This window comes from Clostridium sp. C8-1-8 (genome assembly GCF_009928445.1).
Classification (GTDB): Bacteria; Bacillota; Clostridia; order Clostridiales; family Clostridiaceae; genus Clostridium_AR.
On record NZ_JAABNO010000040.1, the window covers coordinates 1 to 19,500 of the forward strand.

Annotated in this window: 22 protein-coding genes and 1 pseudogene; 8 read left to right on the top strand and 15 right to left on the bottom strand. The window is 30.7% G+C overall.

Annotation, left to right across the window (positions count from 1 at the left end):
- Window positions 1-896: 896 nt before the first annotated feature.
- Window positions 897-2,987, top strand: coding sequence for an MASE3 domain-containing protein (locus tag GXK57_RS24015; protein WP_160680552.1), 2,091 nt, complete (start codon window positions 897-899; stop codon window positions 2,985-2,987).
- 334 nt (window positions 2,988-3,321) lie between these two features.
- Window positions 3,322-3,501, top strand: a complete 180-nt coding sequence (locus tag GXK57_RS24020) for a DUF4177 domain-containing protein (protein ID WP_160680553.1) — start codon at window positions 3,322-3,324, stop codon at window positions 3,499-3,501.
- Between the two features lie 157 nt (window positions 3,502-3,658).
- On the opposite strand, the gene GXK57_RS24025 is transcribed toward GXK57_RS24020, so the two are convergent.
- On the bottom strand, window positions 3,659-4,177 hold the full coding sequence (locus tag GXK57_RS24025) for a GNAT family protein (RefSeq protein ID WP_160680554.1): 519 nt from the start codon (window positions 4,175-4,177) through the stop codon (window positions 3,659-3,661).
- A gap of 328 nt (window positions 4,178-4,505) precedes the next feature.
- Window positions 4,506-5,015, bottom strand: coding sequence for a GNAT family N-acetyltransferase (locus GXK57_RS24030; protein ID WP_160680555.1), 510 nt, complete (start codon window positions 5,013-5,015; stop codon window positions 4,506-4,508).
- Between the two features lie 257 nt (window positions 5,016-5,272).
- On the opposite strand from GXK57_RS24030, the gene GXK57_RS24035 reads away from it, so the two are divergent.
- Complete coding sequence (locus GXK57_RS24035; RefSeq protein ID WP_160680589.1) at window positions 5,273-6,229, top strand: sulfide/dihydroorotate dehydrogenase-like FAD/NAD-binding protein; 957 nt, start codon at window positions 5,273-5,275, stop codon at window positions 6,227-6,229.
- Window positions 6,226-6,483, top strand: a pseudogene (locus GXK57_RS24040) (FAD-dependent oxidoreductase); the annotation flags it as partial. The gene GXK57_RS24035 and the pseudogene GXK57_RS24040, both read left to right, overlap by 4 nt.
- A gap of 47 nt (window positions 6,484-6,530) precedes the next feature.
- On the opposite strand, the gene GXK57_RS24045 reads toward GXK57_RS24040, so the two are convergent.
- From GXK57_RS24045 to GXK57_RS24100, 12 genes are all read right to left on the bottom strand, one after another.
- Complete coding sequence (locus GXK57_RS24045) at window positions 6,531-8,159, bottom strand: recombinase family protein (protein ID WP_160680590.1); 1,629 nt, start codon at window positions 8,157-8,159, stop codon at window positions 6,531-6,533.
- A 124-nt stretch (window positions 8,160-8,283) separates the two neighbouring features.
- Window positions 8,284-8,856 (bottom strand): hypothetical protein, encoded by a 573-nt coding sequence (locus GXK57_RS24050; RefSeq protein ID WP_160680557.1) that lies wholly within the window; start codon window positions 8,854-8,856, stop codon window positions 8,284-8,286.
- Between the two features lie 5 nt (window positions 8,857-8,861).
- Complete coding sequence (locus GXK57_RS24055; protein WP_160680558.1) at window positions 8,862-9,278, bottom strand: hypothetical protein; 417 nt, start codon at window positions 9,276-9,278, stop codon at window positions 8,862-8,864.
- 59 nt (window positions 9,279-9,337) lie between these two features.
- Complete coding sequence (locus GXK57_RS24060) at window positions 9,338-9,772, bottom strand: hypothetical protein (RefSeq protein WP_160680559.1); 435 nt, start codon at window positions 9,770-9,772, stop codon at window positions 9,338-9,340.
- A 360-nt stretch (window positions 9,773-10,132) separates the two neighbouring features.
- A complete protein-coding gene (locus GXK57_RS24065) occupies window positions 10,133-10,618 on the bottom strand; it encodes a hypothetical protein (protein ID WP_160680560.1) in 486 nt (161 codons plus the stop codon).
- Between the two features lie 77 nt (window positions 10,619-10,695).
- Window positions 10,696-11,046 (bottom strand): hypothetical protein, encoded by a 351-nt coding sequence (locus GXK57_RS24070; protein ID WP_160680561.1) that lies wholly within the window; start codon window positions 11,044-11,046, stop codon window positions 10,696-10,698.
- A 57-nt stretch (window positions 11,047-11,103) separates the two neighbouring features.
- Entirely contained in the window at window positions 11,104-11,427 is a 324-nt protein-coding gene (locus tag GXK57_RS24075; protein ID WP_160680562.1) for a hypothetical protein, read from the bottom strand.
- Window positions 11,428-11,530: 103 nt separating this feature from the next.
- On the bottom strand, window positions 11,531-11,935 hold the full coding sequence (locus tag GXK57_RS24080; protein ID WP_160680563.1) for a hypothetical protein: 405 nt from the start codon (window positions 11,933-11,935) through the stop codon (window positions 11,531-11,533).
- 227 nt (window positions 11,936-12,162) lie between these two features.
- On the bottom strand, window positions 12,163-12,666 hold the full coding sequence (locus tag GXK57_RS24085) for a hypothetical protein (protein ID WP_160680564.1): 504 nt from the start codon (window positions 12,664-12,666) through the stop codon (window positions 12,163-12,165).
- A 139-nt stretch (window positions 12,667-12,805) separates the two neighbouring features.
- Window positions 12,806-13,246 carry an SMI1/KNR4 family protein gene (locus GXK57_RS24090; RefSeq protein ID WP_160680565.1) on the bottom strand — a complete coding sequence of 147 codons (441 nt, stop codon included), beginning with the start codon at window positions 13,244-13,246 and terminating at the stop codon, window positions 12,806-12,808.
- Between the two features lie 368 nt (window positions 13,247-13,614).
- Window positions 13,615-14,031 (bottom strand): hypothetical protein, encoded by a 417-nt coding sequence (locus GXK57_RS24095; RefSeq protein WP_160680566.1) that lies wholly within the window; start codon window positions 14,029-14,031, stop codon window positions 13,615-13,617.
- Window positions 14,032-14,088: 57 nt separating this feature from the next.
- Entirely contained in the window at window positions 14,089-14,580 is a 492-nt protein-coding gene (locus tag GXK57_RS24100) for a hypothetical protein (protein WP_160680567.1), read from the bottom strand.
- 410 nt (window positions 14,581-14,990) lie between these two features.
- Between GXK57_RS24100 and GXK57_RS24105 the strand changes: the two genes are divergently transcribed.
- Both GXK57_RS24105 and GXK57_RS24110 read left to right on the top strand, forming a co-directional pair.
- The gene (locus GXK57_RS24105) at window positions 14,991-15,170 is read left to right on the top strand and encodes a 4-alpha-glucanotransferase (protein ID WP_160680568.1); all 180 of its coding nucleotides are present in this window, start codon (window positions 14,991-14,993) and stop codon (window positions 15,168-15,170) included.
- Between the two features lie 157 nt (window positions 15,171-15,327).
- Window positions 15,328-15,939 carry a DUF3267 domain-containing protein gene (locus tag GXK57_RS24110; RefSeq protein WP_160680569.1) on the top strand — a complete coding sequence of 204 codons (612 nt, stop codon included), beginning with the start codon at window positions 15,328-15,330 and terminating at the stop codon, window positions 15,937-15,939.
- Between the two features lie 22 nt (window positions 15,940-15,961).
- Here GXK57_RS24110 and GXK57_RS24115 read toward each other — a convergent pair whose 3' ends face one another.
- A complete protein-coding gene (locus GXK57_RS24115) occupies window positions 15,962-16,339 on the bottom strand; it encodes a hypothetical protein (RefSeq protein ID WP_160680570.1) in 378 nt (125 codons plus the stop codon).
- Window positions 16,340-17,051: 712 nt separating this feature from the next.
- On the opposite strand from GXK57_RS24115, the gene GXK57_RS24120 reads away from it, so the two are divergent.
- Both GXK57_RS24120 and GXK57_RS24125 read left to right on the top strand, forming a co-directional pair.
- Window positions 17,052-17,990: an ABC transporter ATP-binding protein gene (locus tag GXK57_RS24120; RefSeq protein ID WP_160680571.1), complete on the top strand. Its 939-nt coding sequence runs from the start codon at window positions 17,052-17,054 to the stop codon at window positions 17,988-17,990.
- Window positions 17,987-19,204, top strand: a complete 1,218-nt coding sequence (locus GXK57_RS24125; RefSeq protein WP_160680572.1) for an ABC transporter permease — start codon at window positions 17,987-17,989, stop codon at window positions 19,202-19,204. Before GXK57_RS24120 ends, GXK57_RS24125 begins: the two co-directional genes overlap by 4 nt.
- The last annotated feature ends 296 nt before the right edge of the window (window positions 19,205-19,500 follow it).

Consider the following 19,500-nt stretch of genomic DNA (forward strand, 5'->3'; position numbering starts at 1 on the left):
ACTGCATGGGCGACTGTGTGGGAGAGTAAGTGGTCGCTAGGTGAATAAATACCTTGATGGTATAAAAGGACTTCACATTTTGTGAAGTCTTTTTTGTGTTTAAAATGGTACAGGGGTACGGAGCTTTTGTCCCAAAATACAAATTGATCTTCAAAACTCATATAAGACATTTAGATCAAAACCTAAGAATTTACTAATACGGTAAAAAACAAAGAACATTAGTCTGCAAGAATTTCCTCAAATTTATTGGAAAATGCAGATGCGCGAAAAAGCTTGCTGAAGAAGGCCACTTCAGCGAGCTTTTTTTATTTAGTTTAAAGATAAACTCAATATATTACAGAATTATTACAATGGCATAACACTTGTATGTAATAAACTGCTATAATATGGTTAATCAAGAAAATATAACTTGATGAAATTTTTATAGGGAGAGGAGGGTAAGTTAATAAATTTATAGAGAATGGAGGAGATAGTTAAAATATAATAGATACAATCATAGAAGTTATATTTGAAAAATAAAAATAGTTATAAGTTACAAGGTTAGATACAAATCTACATGTATAGCTAGACTTATGACTTAGAAGCTATTGACTAGATAGATGGGCTGAAGGAAATTTCATATTTAACTGGATATAGTTTAATTTATTAAAGTTATCTTGGAAAGGGATAATTATAAGAGTTTTTCTTTTATGCAAGCCATCTGTTTTGATGTAGCTTGTTTTTTTATTTATAGAAAATATAATTTCTTTGATAAAGATATGGGAAAACAACAAATACGCTAATTTTTATTTACTAAACTATAAAACCACTTATAGTTATGATGTTTATTAAAAAATTTAAATTTAAATATACAAAGATAAAGATAGAGAACAAAATTTATAAGTGTAGGTGATAAAATGATTAAAAAAGCAAAAGAAGTTGTCAATAATTTTGAAGAGTTTAATATGAAAAATGAGATTATAAAGTGTTTACTACTATTATTTTTAAGTATAGTAGCTTCACTGCAAATGGTAAAAATAGACTATTTATTTTTTCATAGTATTGTTATGTTTATAGGTATAATAATATGCTTCGCTATATATCTATTTGCCTATAATACCTATAGAATAGCAAAAAGTGATTTTTTCATGATTTTAGGAATAGGATCTCTTGTTGTGGGTATGGTAGATGTCCTACATACAGTTTCATATTTAAATGTAGGCTTATTTGGATTAGAAGCTAATAACTTAGCAGCAAGTCTTTGGCTTATAGGAAGATACGTTGGAAGTATAACAGTTTTTGTATCTAGTATAGTATTATATAGAGATAAAAAAAAGTTAAATATAACAGTAGTAAAGCTAATATATCTAATTTGTTTCATTTCTATTATTCTAAGTGTTTATGTCTTTAGAAACTTTCCAGTTAATTATATCGGAGCAGTAGGTATTACACCTTTTAATAAGATAAGTAGAGTAATTATAGTAATTATATTTCTCACAACGCTAATAATATTTCACAAAAGCTTAAATAAAATAAATAGAGGCTTAGTTTTCTATATGGAGCTATCAATAGTTTTTAATATTACAAATGAGTTGCTGTTCATATTTTTTAACCATAACCATTCTATTGAAAATACCATTGCCTTTGTTCTTAGGACTATAGCGTTTTATATGAGATATAAAGCTATAGTACAAATCGGATTAAGGGAACCATTTGATAATATTAGTTTAGCATTAGCTGATATAACTAATAAGTTAGAGCAACAAGATGAACTAAGAATCAAGTTCGAGGAAGCATTAATCAATAGTGAAGAGTGTTATAAGATTTTAATCGAGGATTCTAGTGATGCTATCTTTATTTATTCTAATAAGAAACAGGTATTTTCTAATGAAACCGCTGCAAAAATGTTCGGTTTTTCAAGTGTTGAAGAAATGCTTAGGACAGATGTATTTGATAATATTGATAAAGAAGATCTAAATGTTTGTAGATCTTTGATTATAGACATGATTAATAGTAAAAGAGATACTTCTGTTAAAAATACAATGTTTTTTACCTTGGATGGAAAACGTATCTTTGTGAAAGTTAAAGGCACTAGGATACTATACCAAGGAACTCCTTCTGTTCTAATAGTCATGAAGGATTTGACTGATAAAAAGAAGGTAGAAAAGCTATCAGTAGATATAGAGGAGAAAGGAAAGCAGCTTGAGGATACATTAAATTTGAATAAACTTATAACAGAGCACTTTGCAAATGTTTCTCACGAACTTCGTACACCATTAAACGTAATATTAGGCTCAATTCAAATATTGGGCTTTTATAATACAGAAAAAACTATAGTAAGTTCCATAGAAAAAGTTCAGAGTTATCACAAGACTATAAAACAAAATTGCTATAGACTCTTAAGATTAGTTAATAATCTCATTGATTTATCCAAGATTGACTCCGGTTTCTTTGAATTGAATAGGCATAATGGGAATATAGTTGAGATTGTTGAAGATATCACTATGTCTGTAGTGACCTATTGTGAAAGTAAAAATGTAAACATAGTTTTTGATACAGATATTGAGGAAAAGTTTATGGCTTTTGACCACGATAAATTAGAGAGGATAATATTAAATTTGCTTTCTAATGCAATTAAGTTTACAAAAGCTGGAGACATGATATTTGTGTATATTGGAGACTTGGAAGATAGAATAAATATAATTGTAAAGGATACGGGGATTGGAATAGAAGAAGAGAAGCTAAATCTTATATTTGAAAGATATAGACAAGCTGATGGAGGATTAAATAGAGCCCAAGGAACTGGAATTGGCCTATCATTGGTTAAAGCACTAATAGAACTTCACGGAGGTACTATAGCTGTTAAGAGCAAAGTAGGTGAAGGAACAGAATTCTCAATAGTATTACCAGCAGAGCGTATAGAAGAGCAAAATAATGTGGTGAGAGAGATGAATTCACAGACTAACGTGGAAAGAATAAGTATAGAGTTCTCAGATATATACTCATAATTAAGTGACTGTGGAAAATTTATCTATTATTATTTAGAGCAATATGGCTTTAAATTTTTATTTGTAAACTATCATCTTGAAAATTAAGGTCTAATTAAAAAAAATTTTATGAGGCACATACTTAGTGTAGCTGGTAAATAGATTATTTGATTTTGGGTGGCAAGCATACAAGCTTGTCGCCATTTTTAAGTTAAGCTACAGAGAGATAAATAAGTATATGAAGAGTAGTCGCTTTTTGTGTAGCTTTTAACCTTATATGTGATATAATTCCAGTGTAATTAATGTAGATTTATAAATATAATTACATAATAAATGTAGGAATGGGGTAGGAGAAGTGTATAAATATATTTATGTTGAAGCGAAAGCAGAAGGCTATTTGGTTTCTTCAAATCATAGAGAATTAATCGATAACTATAGTTCAAGAGGTTGGAGATTTGTAGCAGCAATACCATCCAATTTTAATCATGAAGGAAGAATAAAAAGCTTCGATTTAGTTTTTGAAAAAGAGCAGTAGGAGCTTAAGTGAAATATCTAAGTAGCGAGACAAGGATAAGACCTATTAGACAGAGCGCTATTAAAAAGTATTTCCTGAAAAACCTGAAATTTTTACCTTGATAAGAAGCTTGAAGCTTATAGGCTGTCCAGATTTTTTAAGTTTGTTTTCAAGAAAACTATCCTTTACATTTGATATATTGATTTTCCAAAATCGACATTATTATGAGAGATTCATAATCTCCATTATATAAAATACATTCTCTTAAGAGACCTTCCTCAGTGAAACCTTCAGATTTATAGAGGCTTTGAGCAGTTATATTCTTTTGTCTAACATCAAGCCACAGCCTGTGAGCCTTAAGATCTTCAAAAGCAAGTTCTTTTACTAACTTTAGAGTTTCTCGTCCAAAGCCAGTACCTTTTTTACATATTACAATCCTTCTAAATTCAATGTTTCTATTAGGATTTGTTGCACCAGCAATAATTACATATCCAACTGGAGTTTTAGAACCTTTATCTTCAACTATAAGATGTAAGATATCTTCTTGCATTAATGAAGCCTTATGTTGTTCTTTTGTCCATTGACCAACAAACTGCGCGTTATAAGGTTCCTTTTCCGCAGTTATTACAAAATCCAAGTCAGCTTCTATAGTTGTCCTTAAAATTATTAAATCTGATTCTTTTAGGATTTTTTTCATAGTTTTAATCACCTCTAAATCAACTTTTGGATCGGGATAGTACTATGTTGAAATTAAACAGTCAATCAGCCTAGGCTTTGATATGTTTCATGCCAGAAATTCTTAACATACTTTAGTAAAGGCACGTGAGTAAGAATCTCTGATAATGAAGGTATTGGTCTTAAATCTAGTACATCTGAAAAAAGCGGTTAATTCTAGATGCTCTTTTTTAGCATATGGTTCCCAACAACTTGAATATAACAATATTATTAAACAGAGCCTAACTTTATAGCTTGTATAAATTACTGTAGAAATAATATTGTATCTATATCAATGAAAATTATCTGCTTTATTCAAATTTAAGTAGATAACTATATTTTTCATTTGTACAACCTACCAATTTAAAATTGCAATTATTCAATACTTTTATAGAACCATAATTATTTTTTAAAACATTCTTTGCAGTGATACCTTTAATAGATTCAAAGGTATGCGCATAGTTTACTAGTGCTTCTAAAGCCTCTGTCATAAAACCTCTTTTTCTATAATTAGGAGAAATGCTATAGCCAACTTCTAAATAACTATCTTCATCAGAAAAGCCTTTAAAGCCAATAAATCCAATTCCTTTTCCATTAGCTTTGTCCATAATAAGCCAATAAGTATACCACTGATGCACTTCAGCACTAACAATTTTCATGTTTTCTATTTTCTTAGCTATGGCTGATTGGATAGAATCAGATAATGCTTCTGCTTCTATAAATATTTCCAAGGAACCTAATTCATTGTTCTGTAAAGATAACAATTCATTAAAGGTGAGTGGTCTTAAGAGTAAGTGCTTTGATTGCAATGTTCTCATCATTTTAAACCTCCATATTGTAGATATTATAAAGTTAGGATTTTAATTTGTAGAAGTGAATAGTAGACTTCTTTGGGAATTATTTTATTATGCCATATAATTACTTAATTATCAAATTAAGTGTTAGCCTCTATTTTTTTAGGCTGTGATGCTGCGAGGATAGAATTACATAATTATTTTATCATTAAGCTTATGGAGGTTTTGTATATTATTAGGATTTAGCGAGTGAAGATGAAAGTGCTTAGAAAAGCTGCTTTTATATAACAGAAGCATGCCCTTGTCATTTAGCAGAAGCTGGGGAATGCATACTTTGCTCGCAGCTCCATGGGAAGTGTTTTTGTGATTGCCTGAGTTGGAAAGGTGTTTGTATATATCAAGAGTTTAGTAACAATGGGAATGTGGCTAAAAAGGGTAGAGAGACGTTTAGATGTAAGGTAAAGGAAGTAGCTCACCTTGAAGGAGATGTATTACTTATAAGGTTCATTGCCCCACACAAGCTTGCCTTAGATTTAGTCCATCCTGGTAGTTATGTATTTATACGAACTGATGAAAACTTCTATTTCGATGTGCCAATATCTATTATGGAATCGGATATAGAAACCGACTTAGTGTCATTAATGATTGAAATAAGGGGAATTAAAACAAAGAAATTATTAGATATAAAGATAGATGATGAGATGGTTATTAGAGGGCCTTACTGGAACGGAGTATTTGGTCTGAAATCGATAAATGAATTGAAGGATAGCAAAGCATTGGTTATTGCCAGAGGCATAGGTATGGCACCAGCAATTCCTGTTATTAGGAAGTTGTCAAATAACAATAATGCTTTAAAGATAATAATGGATAAGTCTCCCTATAAAGAAGTATATGTAGATGAATACCTTGCTCAATATACTGATGGCTATGAAGAGATTAATACCATTGATAAGGGTAAGCTTAGTGATGAGATAAAGAAGACCATAGAGGAAGCTATAAAGAATGGAGTTAAGCTTATTCATGTAGCTGGTGCGGATATACTGAGCTATAAGGTTATTGAGTATTTAGATAGCATCAATGAGAAAGATGTAAAGGTGTCCTGCTGCAACAATGCTAAGATGTGCTGTGGTGAAGGGGTTTGTGGTAGCTGTACTGCAAGGTTCCAGGGGCACAGAGTAAAGAGACTATGTAAGGTGCAGACAGATCCAAGGAATATTTTTGAGGGGAGAAGATTTATATGAAGGTAGTTGTAATAGGTGGAGGCTGGGCTGGATGCGCAGCAGCAATTGCAGCTAAGAAAGCTGGAGCAGAAGTACACATTTTTGAAAAAACTGATCTTTTGCTTGGATTAGGTAATGTAGGCGGGATAATGAGGAACAATGGAAGGTATACCGCTTCAGAGGAACTAATCGCACTGGGAGCAGGAGATCTTATTAATGTAACAGACAAGGTAAGCAGGCATAGGGATATTGATTTCCCGGGACATAAACATGCAAGGCTTACTGTATTGCGACTTTATGCTAATAGATTTAAAAGGGGAGTTTAAATATTTTTAGCTCCCCAAAGATCTATATTAACATCTTTGGTTTCTCCATCTACCGTTATTTTATCGATGGCACGTTCAAGGAGATATCGCTTCTTTTTTATAGAATCTTCGTCGTTTCTAAGATTTTCTACACTTTTGAAGAATTGTTGGAACTCTTTTAAGGCCTGAAGCATTATAGAAGTGTTTAAATCATTTAGAGTGTTTTCATATTTTTTCTTCTCTAGATCTTCTAGCTCTAATTTTAAGCTATTAATCTCTTTGCCAAGGGAATCTATTTTCTTCAGCATGAACTCTTGGGCTGTAGAGCTCTCTAATTTTGAAATCTGAGTAAGGAGTGAATTCATTTCTTTTATTTTTTCTTCTATATCTAGGTTAATGTTCTTTATGATTTCAGGAGGTGAAGCTTTCTTACTTTGAAGGCTATATTGAATAATTTCCTTAATGATTATATCTATATTCATACCAAGCATTTGCTTAATAATCTGATTTTCTAGAAGATCACCTCTTATGTTAGGGTTATCACATCTTGTTTTACCACTATGAGCCTTCATGGTGCACATATAGTAATATATTTTATCAGAACCGTCTTTTTTAGACCTTCCATATACTATTCTCATAGGAGCACCACATCTGGCGCATTTTAATATCCCTGACAGAAGAGACTTCTTTGAGGTTCCTTGCCTTAGGCTGCTTTTCTTTGAGTTTTTTTCTAGTATATGCTGAACATAGAGCCATTTACTTGAGGAAATTATACCTTTATGTTTTGATGGAGTGGCAATCCAATCTGATATATCTCGATCAATGCTTTTAGAGCTTTTCTTATTGTACACTAAAATACCATTGCCATTAGCTTCTCCAAAGACCTTCATTCCTTTTTCTTTAAGATAATCAAAAACCTTTTGGTCAGACTCTACATACACTGGGTTTTTCAAAATATCAGAAATGCTCATGGGAGCAAAGTCACCGCCATTTTTACCTTTTATATTGGCAGCTAAAAGGTGTTTTAGCACTTTATGAATGGAGCTTGTTTCATAGTATTTGTCATAGATTAGTTTAACTATGCGGAGCTCATCTTCTATGGGAGATAGTTTATGAAGGGTTCTTTCTTTGCATTCATCATCAATATAAACCACTTGTTCACTTTCAAAGCCTAAAGGGCACTGGCCACCAAGCCACCTACCGGTTTTTGCAAGCTCAAGCATGTTGTCACGTATTCTTTCTGCTATGGTTTCTCTCTCAAGCTGAGCAAATACGGAGGCAATGTAAACCATGGCTTTACCCATAGGGGTGCTGGTATCAAACTGCTCCTTAATGCTAATGAAAGCTATGTTGTTATGCTGCAGCATTTCTAAAGTAGAGGAGAAGTCAGCAACATTTCTACTGATACGATCTAACCTATAACAGATAAGCACATTGAACTTCTTGCTTTTTGCATCAGCTAAAAGCTTCTTAAATTTGGGCCTGTTCATATTACCACCAGAGAAGCCTTCATCCTCATATACTATAAACTCTTCAATTTCCGGCATATGAGTTTTAGCATATTCCTTGCAGAGGTTAATCTGGTTTTCTACGGATTCGCCTTTTCCGGTGAAAACAGATTTTCTAGAGTAGATTGCAGCTTTCAGGTTTATCACCTCTTTATTAAGCTATGGAAAAATAAGCAGCAAATTCTTAGGGTGCGATTAATGTTATATAAAAAATCAAATATAATTTGCATTTTTCTGGTTAAAGTAATATGTATCTTTATTATTATTCAATTTTATTAGCTTTTATGATTTCATTAAATATATCTATAAGCTTCTTAATATAAATAGTCAATTCGGACCAATTTTCAGGACCGTTGTCCCACCAACGTATATCTAAGTTATGAAATGATTCTTTCAAGGATAATTCGTAGAATGTTCCATCACATCCAATTGGGGCATTACTAGGAAATGGGCTGATTTTAATGCTTTTTAATTTATCTATTATGGTTTCAGCAAAATCAGAGCTTAAACTATGTATATTGCTTACAATTGTTGGCTTTATATCTAGGGCTTTTGAAGAAGATGGATAATCACTTGTTTTAATTTCAGCTTGGAGTGAGTTAAATTTGTTAAAATCATTAAGAGCATCCCAGTAAGTTTTAGCAACAAAGTATTCCTTAGTACCATTAGTGGCTGACTTGAAAATTTCCCAATTAATTATCGGATCAAAGGAAGGCATAGAGATAAAACCTAATAATTTTATGTTATCTTGATTATTTGAAGCATACCCATTTTTTACTTGTCCATCTATATCGCCTAGCATCCACCTTAGGGCAGAGAAAGCATGAAAATCCATAGTTATCACCTCTCAATATTATTTTTAGTAAGAAATTTATTAATAAATTCTGCAGTCTTAGGTGCTTTTATATTAATAAAGAAGGTGTCCCTTCTTATAGTTACTGTAGTGGAGGTGTTTTCATATAGGTTGAATTCTTTTCCATCCACAAGCTTTATAATAAAGGTGTAACCTATTGTTCCTATTTCTCCTTCATAACGACCTTTCTTCATCTTATTAATTTCAGACAATATAATTTCTTTATCACAATCATCAACTTGAAGGTTATGTTCACCTTCCTTATCCCTATATGTACACCATATAGCCTTAACGTTATTGCTATTTATTGACACTGTAGGTTTCTGATTGTAGTAATAAATCAAACCAGCAATAACAATAAATATTGATATAACTAAAACTTTTAGCATAATTCTTTTATTCACCAAGCGCCTCCAGATACAACAAACTTTATTTAAGCAAATTGTAGTTATAAAGATAGTTCTTAAAGCTTACTAAAACTATCCCAGTAGGCTTTGCATATTTCAGTTAGCTTATTAACGGTAATGATATGATCGTCTTCATCAGAGAGGATTATATCCTCAGCTTTAATAAGTAAGTTTCCTCCGTGATTGTTATCATCAGTTAAACAGATTATTTCTATATGATCATCCACAACCTTTGCATCATTAATCTCAAGATCCAATTTAATTAAGGTGTCTAAAGTATATATAATACTGTTTTCTTCGCCCCATACATGATATTCAAATTTGGTACAATTTTTAAATACACCTTTAAATAAATTAAAGCTAGGGTGCATCACCTGGGCTAAGTAGTGTATTTCAATTGTAAATTCAATATCTTCACTGTTTGTTTTGAAGTTTGCAAAGATCCCATCGTGAAATATAGAGAAGATAGTTGCTTGATTTTCTAAGTTCATTATTAGGAGACCTCTTTTCTTGTAAAATATAGTTTAGGATTTAATGAGTACTTTGAATCTTTGGCGTGGAGTCCTTATATTAATCAAGGGAATAATTAAAGATTTAGATTGTTTCGTAAAGCATCTTAATTCATAATTACTTAGTCCATTCCTGTTTAAGTATAGAGTATATAAGTTGGTCATATCTATTCTCACCGATCCAATAGTGTTCTCGTAATCTTCCATAGTTCCCTCCATAGAGCTTTATATTTACTTTCTAAATTATTACTATTACATATCTAATACCACTAGAAGATATAGTTAATAGTCTGCTGCAGCTACTAAGTTAAGAATATTATCAGATTTGATTGTTATGTAACATTAACCTTTTGTGGGTATATCATATAAGTTGATAAACAAGCTAAGTGACTTATTAAGTTCACTAATAACCTTGAATACTGGTTCTAATGTCTCTTCTACACCATCTACGAATAGATCAATGTGAAATTTTAAGGTTCTTCCTAGTTGTCTGCCATAAGGGGTTACAGGTACAAGTGCGTGTGGTCTTAGCTGGATTTTCACACCAGATCTTGCCTTATCATTTATAAACCATGTTATAAATTCAAGTGAGTTAAGACTTTCAATTGAATTGTCCAAGGTAAATTCGAATTGCACAAGCACTTCGTTTTTAAGACCACCATTAGTCCTTAGGAGAGTGGCCTGTGGTAGATGTGAGTATTCATGCAGTTTTAATAATTCAGAATCTAACGGTTCTAAATCATTTATTCCGCTCTCTATTGAGTTAATACCTTTTAAACTAAAAATGGTGTTATGAAACTTTTCTATATCTATTGGATAGTTGCTCATTGTTACCTCCTATATTTTTATAAATTTAATAATGTATTTTCATTGAATTATCTGATGTAACAGATTGTGTGGATTGCTTATATAAGATCTATCTCTAGCATAATATCTTCTTCTATATCACTAAGTTCAACTAAATCTTCATCTGATAGGTACTTTATATATCTGCTGGATTCAGTAGGGTATATCTTTTCAGTTATTAATTGTAATAGGTTTCTGCCATTCTCATATATTCTGTACTCTAAAGGTGTTTCTCCATCTTCGTCATACTCAAAGCTACGTATTTCTTCTAATATTTCCATAATCAAATCATTTTTACTGATTGGAAGATTTCTAGGTAGTCTATGAGATAAGGTTGTATCACCTCTAATAGATTTTTCTAATAAACTATATTCTTTTGGAGATAGCGTTATTTTCTTGTTTTTCATCATAATCACCTCTCAAGTCTTCTCATAATATATAATAGGAGTGTAAAAGTATTTATAATATTACCTTAAGCAGTTATCTATATCGTTGATGATTTCAAAATTGCTTCCAAGTTCTGATAACAGTTTCAAGTAGGCATTGTTTGCACGATCTTTAAAGATGTGCTTTTGTTCTATAGTCCAAGGAGAGGGATTAGGAGGGTAGTCCCAATCAAGAAAGCTGTGATATTCTTTCTCTAGCTCATACAACTCATTAATCAAATCTATTGAAATAGGTAGTTTACTATTATCTATAGGATAACCGAACTTATTTTTTGCATTTTCACTTACTGACCAGAGGCATGTACCACCATGCTCAAACCAGTATCTTAAGACATATTTTTTCAATTTATTTACCTCAATAAATACAATATATTTTATTTTAAATAATATGAAATAATAGAAGTTCTTATATTTGTATAATAAACAATTATGAATTAATTAGCATAACCTATACAGTTATACCACTTTCAAAGATAACTTTTAAATGTTCTCCTTCAAATATGAATTGAAGACTTAGCACTAAGTCATTTGGAGCTCCGTCTGTGGTAATATGGTATTCATAGCCAAAACCACTATTATCATTAAAGAGGAATATATCTTCTTGTTTATACTTACTTCCATCTGAGTATTTAGGATTAAAAGTACATGGAACATCATACTTATCTATTCCTTGTAAATCATTATCCTCTTTAAAATGCTCTATTACATCAGATAGTAACGTTACATCCCAATCTTTAGCTTCATCTACCTTTTCAAAGACTGTAGAGTAGTTACCATCAGAGATAGCATTAATAATCTCACTGCAGAAATTTTTAATAATTTCTTCTTCTTTTCCAGCTATGTTTTTCGGCATAGTATCCTCCTATTTAAGTGTTATTAGTTAAATTTATTAAAAATATTTATTCATAGAAAGTATTGAACTAAGTTTTTTAGTATGCTAATTGATAAAATACATTAAATACAACTTATATATACATAATATTAATTCTGAAATGTATCAAAAAAAGCCTCATAGATTTATAAAAGTTTGAGTTTAATGATTAAGGTAGTTTGTGTATAAATAGTAGAGAATGATCTTAATCACATAATTACAAAGTGTCCATCAGGATAAGAACCATCCCAAGAGCATGCCCATCTACCACTAGAGTTAATCTTAAAGACTTTTGAAAAGAATCCTTTCATAGCAAGTATTGATTCTATACAAGCCCACGCTGTATCTCTCTTTATAAAATCAATTATTTCAAAACAGAGTCCATAATCTTCACTATCTAAACCCATATCATCTAGTCTACATTGAAACTCATAAAAACATTTTCCTATTATAGGACCTAATTTATCAGAAATTATATCAAATATATAATCAATGCTATCATTACCTATATTTTTTATTGCTATATTTTCTAGGATAGTCACTTCTCTTGACCATACATTAAGCATATTTTCATTCCATGAATCCCAAGCCTCAACGAAATTAGAAGCAACTGTGTAGTTATCATTAGGAGTGCTGCATTTAGAAAACCAAGTTATTTTCTCTGCAGTTGATATAAAATTATTAGTAGCTTCAACTATATTGTTTTCAATCATAAAGTCCTCCAAAGTAATTGTATATTGTATGATGAGTAATAAAGCTTAATTACACTTAGCGGTTTAATGAAAAAGATAGATCTGAATACGTTGGTGTAGGGGGTATTAGTATCACAATTAAAGACATAGATTTATAACACTAAAGATTATCTATAGCTTCATTAAGAGATTCTAGCAAAAATTCATAAAAGTTGTTATTTATATCTATTATGCCATCTTTATCATGCATTGACCAAGTTATTACTGGACATTCACAATTCTTCATTCTATTGGTATCCAAGCAATATACCCATTCACCAACATCTGCTACAACAACTAGACCATCAGGCATATTATAGCAACGATATCTTTCTGTACTATTTACAACCGGTAAATTTTGCTTTGTTACTGCTCCAATTATATGGGTTCCTATTCCTCCGCTGCCGTAGTTTTTTACGTACCATTTATAGCTTTCAGGAAGGGTAACTCTTAGTTTAATCTCAATATCATCAATTAATGACTGATCTATACTTCCAATGAATAAACCTTCATCATAATAAATGGTTATTAAATCCTTTAGTTTTTCTCTTAGTTGTTCCAATAATATTACCTCTCTTCATAATCTACAGTGTGTTTTGATTCGTTTTATGAAATTCTTATTAAGTTTTGTGATGTTATAAAGGGTGTTAATTAAACTACACTTTAGAAACTAGTCAATCTATTTATAATTAAGCCATATATTTATTTAAATAATCAATCTAGAAACTACCAATATAAGCGAAAATGTTGAACTAATCTATTATGTTAAAATAGTACTAAGCACAAATATCAGTTATAAATACATAGGGGATAATAAAACCATCATCCCAGTTATATTCAGAAATTAATTCATCAAGTTGCTTTGAGTTCATATTCTCAATGTGTAGCATTTTTTTCTCCAATTCTATTGTTAACCTAAGTATGTTATAATCAGTCCCACCATAGTGAAAGAAGCTTGTAACCATCTTTTAGGTAAGGGATAGGAATAGATGGTTCATCTTTCAAGTTTACTTCACGGATTTCACTTGGGTAACCTTTGCCAAGCCATTCATTTATATCAGATTCTTGTATAATATTATTTAAAGCAATGAAGGCTGTGTCAGAATAAGGCCATTCCTCATCTACATCTGTTATCATTATCCAGATATCTTGAACAGTATCGAAATCTTTTATCTTCTTAAATATATTATAAAATTCATTAACATTAAAATCTGTGTCACAGGCATTGGCTGCAAAGGAATACTCTATGGTATTTCCTTCAAAAAAATCATCAATGCTTACTAATATATCATGAGTACTGTTCATTCCACCAAGTTGTTCAATTTTGTCTAAAAGCTTATTTTTCATTTATACACCTCAATAGATAATAAATATTATGAGTTATCTTCTAATACTTTGTTATTATTAAAGGAATAGTGAATTAAAAGTATTTGCATATTTAGCGTATTTATTTAAGAACAGATGTAAGTCCATGCAGATTTCGTTTAAATCGCCATAGGTACCTTCTGATGCTAGATAATATCCATCTGACAAATAATGAATCTTTTGTTCTATATGGGAACTTATATGTAAGTTAATTTGTGAGGAAACTAATCTATATAGAATATCGCACATTTCATACGCTGTGAATTTTTTCTTTATGTAGGCATTTGAGCACAGACCAAGGAAGGTATTTATATTATTTTCATCACTAGAGATACCTTTAACTTCGAATAGCTTTGATGCAATACTTTCATTAGGATAACTTTGCAGTAGAGAAACTTCGATAATTTCGTAATCAATAGTTTCTTCTGATTCTATAATTTTGTCAGCCCAATTTATAACATCATTTTTGGTTAAAAGACCGGTAACTAATCCTATACGATTTATTTCAGCTTGATCTTTTAGGGAAAGCATATGATCACATCCTTTAAAGTAAGAAGAATTCAAATAGTTTATTTAGATAATAATTTACTCGAAAATATAATACCTTTGATTTTTATTGTAAAGCAAAGGTTGGAAAATTGGAAGTTTTTAAAAGATTTCTCTTTTCTTAGTTTGGTAAATAGAAAATATAACTTAATTATTTGTGGAATAACTTCTATAAAGGATTAAAAAATAAGTAAGTTATAGCTAGTCATTAGGACCATATGAAATTCCTATATCATGTAGGGAATAAAGTCTTTTGAGACAAAGGTGTAAGATTGTTAATAAATTATTGATAGAAGCAAGTCAAGCAGTAATATAAGTTCAATATTTATTATTTAAGAACATCAGCGGTAGAAATACATATTATAAGTAATAGGATATATACTCAGGGGGAAGGTATGGGAAGAAGAGCTTCTAACTATGAATTCAACATTACAATCAATCCGCCTACTGAAGAAAATAGAGAAGCCTATGATATAAGAGTTGGAAAAGCTGCAGCTAAGATATTAACTGAAATACTTACGTTAGAGCAAATTGATGCACTTATAGAAGCATATAGGAAAAGTCAAAAGGCTTGATTAGGCCTTTACATTTAAAGTTCGCTAAAGGAATTTTCTTTAGTGAATTTTTTGCGTTATGCACTTATTATGGAAAATGTTTGAATGATTTATTTATGTTCATTATAATAAATTATAGATAAAGTGGTTTTTATAGTTTATTAGGAGAATATAGTTTATGAGATATATTAAAAAAATGCCATCCACAGATATGGAGTTAAGCAATAGATTAATAGCTGAAGGATGGAGAAAACTGAAAGAACCTTCTAGCATGGGACAAACAATGTTTTTTTCAATACCGTTTATATTCTTTAATGGTGCTATTTCATTATTAATTTCATATAACTTATATACACCATTGAAAGGATTTTTAGCTACTGAACATGTAAATTTCACCTTTAATATAAGTCCATGGGCACTATTGTACTTGGCTATCATTGGTATGTTTATGTTAGTACATGAATTACTTCATGCATGCTTTATACCTAATTTTCTACAATCAGATAAAACCTATTGGGGAATTAATGGTTTCAACGGATTTGTATTTACAACTGAAAAAATTAAGAAAGGGAGATTCTTAATTATTTCAATCATGCCATTTTTCTTATTATCAATTGTGTTGCCATTCTTACTAAAGGCCTTAGGATTGCTAAATGGCTTCACTATTTTTCTTTGTTTGATAAATGCAATGGGTTCTTGTGCTGATTGTTTAAACCTCTGTTTAGTAGCAGTTCAAGTTCCTAAGGGAGCATATATTGTAAACAATGGTTTTGAAACATATTTTAAATAAGGCAAGTAAAAACAACTTAAAGCTAATCTACCAAACCATAACCTATAAACTTGATATTATCTGTACTAAAAAACACAATCATATTATTGGGCATTGCGTTACTTTTGGTAGGGAAATCTATAGAATATACTTCTTTACCAATGTAACTCTTATCTTTAAGGTTTCCCATACCTTCTTTTAGAACTACTTTAGATAGTTTCCCATCTTTCCACGTTCCGGCTATTCTTTCCTTGTCTTTTGTGGACAGTTGGTTATATGCCTTTTCTCTGATGTCTTGCTCTTGTTTGCTTGTGTTCACTGGTTCGCTCTTAGTCACTACCTTTGTTTTTGTGTAGGAACAACCAGTAATTAATCCCAAAGATAGAGTTAAAGAAATTATAAATAGTGTGATTTTTTTCATAAGCATACCTCCTAAAGTGTACTACTTATTAATACGATAAATCATTATTTTTTGTTTTATTAATACTTTGTATTTCCGTATATTTTATAATGCTCATAATATAGGAAGGCTGTCCATCATAAAAGCCTGTTCTCCATATCTTAATTTGCATTTCTGTAGCAAGGGAATCTAAAACAAATACTTCTTCAAGGTAGTTTAGAAATTTTTCCTTTCATCGCTGTGATTAATATCTCTAAATTATGTTTTACTGACTCTGCCGCTGGTATACCAATCAGACCTATGACTTTATCTTAAGCAATTTTCCAGGTTGTAGTTAATATCGACACTGCTCTTAACAGAACTAATAAAAATCCTCGCTTCTAATGGAGGCAAATAATCACTTGACTAATAATTTAATAAATATATAATAAGACTAGAATTTATGTAAAATTAATACATTTATGTAAAGAAGTTTATGGGTTTGAGTTGTTTTCATCTAATCTTAAATTTAATTAACGTAAGTAAAAAATGTGATTTTATTAATAAGAAAATCATAATCCATCTATACTGAAGAGTTTGAAATAGATAGTGATAAAATTCAGAGAGAGGAGCAAGTATTAGAGGCATAGGGAAGAAGGTAGTAATTAATATGGATAATATAGTTAAATATTTCGGTTAAAGATGGTTATTATTATATGGCTAAGATTTTATAGTATTCAAGGAAGGTAAAAAAATGAGTGAAAGTTTAATTCAAGTAGAAAATGTAAACAAGACCTTTGGTGAAAAGAAGATTTTGGACAACTTGACCTTTCATGTTAATAAGGGTGAAGTGTTAGGGATACTAGGTCCAAACGGAGCAGGGAAGTCAACAACTTTTAATGTAATTACTGGATTATTGAAAGCTGATTCAGGTACTGTCAAATTTGAAGATAATGTTGTCTTAGGAAGTAAAGCTTATAAAACAAGATTAGGTGTTGTTCCTCAGGATATAAGCTTATACGAAGATATGACAGTGGAAGAGAATTTGAGATTAATAGGGAAGTTATATGGCATTAGAGGCAATAAATTAAATGCTGTAGTTGAAAAGCTTGTTAAAGATGTACATTTAAGTGAAAAGAAGAAGACTGAGATTAAGAAGCTTTCAGGAGGAATGAAAAGAAGAGTAAATATTGCAGCAGCTATACTTCACGATCCAGCATTAATTATAATGGATGAGCCCACTGTAGGTATAGATCCTCAAAGTAGAAGCGGTATATGGGATATAATTAACTCCTTAAGAGAACAAGGTAAGAGCATAATATTAACCTCTCACTATGTTGATGAAGTAGAAAGATTGTCCGATAGAGTTCTTATTATAGATACTGGTAAGGTCATAGCAGAGGGGTCTGTAAATAGTCTAATAAAAAGTTATTGTAATTCTAAAATCTATACCATTGAATTTTATAGTTTGGATGAAAGCTTCATTAATGAGGTAAAGAATATTCCATCAGTGGAATCAGTGGATGTTCAAGAAAATAAAGTGAAGATTATATCTAATAATGAAAAGAACATACTTGAAGACTTAGTGAAGATATCAATGTCCTTAAATTTAGATATAAAGAATATAGATTTTAAGAAACCAAGCTTAGAAGATGTGTTCTTTTACTTTACTGGAAGGGGGCTAAGAGAATGAATTTTTTCACTTTGCTTGGAAAGGAATTTTATAGCTTAAAGAAAAATTTAGGAGTTCTAGTTATTTTATTTTTAGTGCCGATATTTATTATATTTATAATGGGGTACGCGTTTAAGGATACTGAAACAAAATATGGCCTGGGGATTATAAATAAAGATGGAGATAAACCGATTATAAGCGCCTTAGTAAAAAACTTAAAATCTGTTGATGCTCTAACTATTAATAAATATAATGATGAAGATACTGCAAAAAAAGAATTAAAAGATGGCAAAATAATAGGGTTTATTGTAATACCAGAAGGCTTTGATAAAGATCAAGAAAAAGGAGAAGCAAAGATAAGATTTATTATAGATAACACAAGGCCGATAAATGCTTCTGCCATTGAAGGAATTACAAATAATTTTATTGAAAAATTTAATACTAAGATTACTAGTGTGCTAACAACAGTAAATGTAGGACTAAAATTGAATCCAAATACAAATCCTGATAACTTAGTGAATGAAGCCACAAAATATCTTGATGGCAGAAATAATGATGCCATACAGTTAGTGAAAGAATATATTAGTACTGCTAAAAAAAGTCAAACAATGTCTAGCTTTAACCAAACCACCTGTGGAATGACAGCGATGTTTATTTTATTTCTTGGTATCCTTTGGGGATCTGGAAACATATTAGAAGAAAAGTTAACTGGTACAATGACAAGGTTATCTCTTTCTCCAGCTAGTTTCACTACCATATTTTTGTCTAAATTAGTTTATATAGGGTTATTAGCATTTTTACAATTTGTAATATTCTTTTCGATAGGACATGCTTTTTTAAATGTTCCCATAGGCAATGTATTTTTATTAGTATTGATCAATGTAGCGTTTATTCTAGCAACAGCATCAATTGGCCTACTAGTATCTATTGTGGCCAAGTCGAGAATTAGTGCTATTGGATTATCCTTCTTTATAATAATGTTACTGTCTCCGCTGGGAGGATTATGGTTCCCCTTAGAGACTGTGCCAGAAGGCTTGCAGCGTATAGCATCTATTTTACCTACCGGCTCATATATGATGGCTATGGATAAAATCATAATAAAGAATCAAGAGTTTAATAATATAATTGGCAATTTAGTTGTGATACTACTTTACTTTGTAGTAAGTTTTTCTATCAGTATTAAGATGGGAATCTTAGGTACTGCAAAAAAGGTTAGGGTGAAGAAAAGTAATTAGAATATATAAAATCAAATATGTATTATTTGTAGATGTATTGAAAGAAGAACTTTATAATCAATAAGGTAATGAGATAAGTTAAATGGAAGTTATGTTAAGAAAGAATATTCAATAATAAAAGTGTACCACTTCATGGGATAGTTATTTTCAAAACTATTGGGAGTTCTGGTCGGAGTTCTAGGCGGATAGTTTGAAGATATAAATTTTATATGGAGTGGTATATTTATATGTTGGGAATGATTTAAAATAACGCTTACTAATATTAGAAGGCTAATTAAAGGATGGAAAACTAAAAG

Bases quoted from the DNA above. Each gene is read 5' to 3' on its own strand.
- GXK57_RS24015 (WP_160680552.1), top strand. From the start codon at position 897: ATGATTAAAAAAGCAAAAGAAGTTGTCAATAATTTTGAAGAGTTTAAT.
- GXK57_RS24025 (WP_160680554.1), bottom strand. From the start codon at position 4,177: ATGAAAAAAATCCTAAAAGAATCAGATTTAATAATTTTAAGGACAACT.
- GXK57_RS24030 (WP_160680555.1), bottom strand. From the start codon at position 5,015: ATGATGAGAACATTGCAATCAAAGCACTTACTCTTAAGACCACTCACC.
- GXK57_RS24050 (WP_160680557.1), bottom strand. From the start codon at position 8,856: ATGGATTTTCATGCTTTCTCTGCCCTAAGGTGGATGCTAGGCGATATA.
- GXK57_RS24060 (WP_160680559.1), bottom strand. From the start codon at position 9,772: ATGAACTTAGAAAATCAAGCAACTATCTTCTCTATATTTCACGATGGG.
- GXK57_RS24065 (WP_160680560.1), bottom strand. From the start codon at position 10,618: ATGAGCAACTATCCAATAGATATAGAAAAGTTTCATAACACCATTTTT.
- GXK57_RS24070 (WP_160680561.1), bottom strand. From the start codon at position 11,046: ATGATGAAAAACAAGAAAATAACGCTATCTCCAAAAGAATATAGTTTA.
- GXK57_RS24080 (WP_160680563.1), bottom strand. From the start codon at position 11,935: ATGCCGAAAAACATAGCTGGAAAAGAAGAAGAAATTATTAAAAATTTC.
- GXK57_RS24085 (WP_160680564.1), bottom strand. From the start codon at position 12,666: ATGATTGAAAACAATATAGTTGAAGCTACTAATAATTTTATATCAACT.
- GXK57_RS24095 (WP_160680566.1), bottom strand. From the start codon at position 14,031: ATGAAAAATAAGCTTTTAGACAAAATTGAACAACTTGGTGGAATGAAC.
- GXK57_RS24100 (WP_160680567.1), bottom strand. From the start codon at position 14,580: ATGCTTTCCCTAAAAGATCAAGCTGAAATAAATCGTATAGGATTAGTT.
- GXK57_RS24105 (WP_160680568.1), top strand. From the start codon at position 14,991: ATGGGAAGAAGAGCTTCTAACTATGAATTCAACATTACAATCAATCCG.
- GXK57_RS24110 (WP_160680569.1), top strand. From the start codon at position 15,328: ATGAGATATATTAAAAAAATGCCATCCACAGATATGGAGTTAAGCAAT.
- GXK57_RS24115 (WP_160680570.1), bottom strand. From the start codon at position 16,339: ATGAAAAAAATCACACTATTTATAATTTCTTTAACTCTATCTTTGGGA.
- GXK57_RS24120 (WP_160680571.1), top strand. From the start codon at position 17,052: ATGAGTGAAAGTTTAATTCAAGTAGAAAATGTAAACAAGACCTTTGGT.
- GXK57_RS24125 (WP_160680572.1), top strand. From the start codon at position 17,987: ATGAATTTTTTCACTTTGCTTGGAAAGGAATTTTATAGCTTAAAGAAA.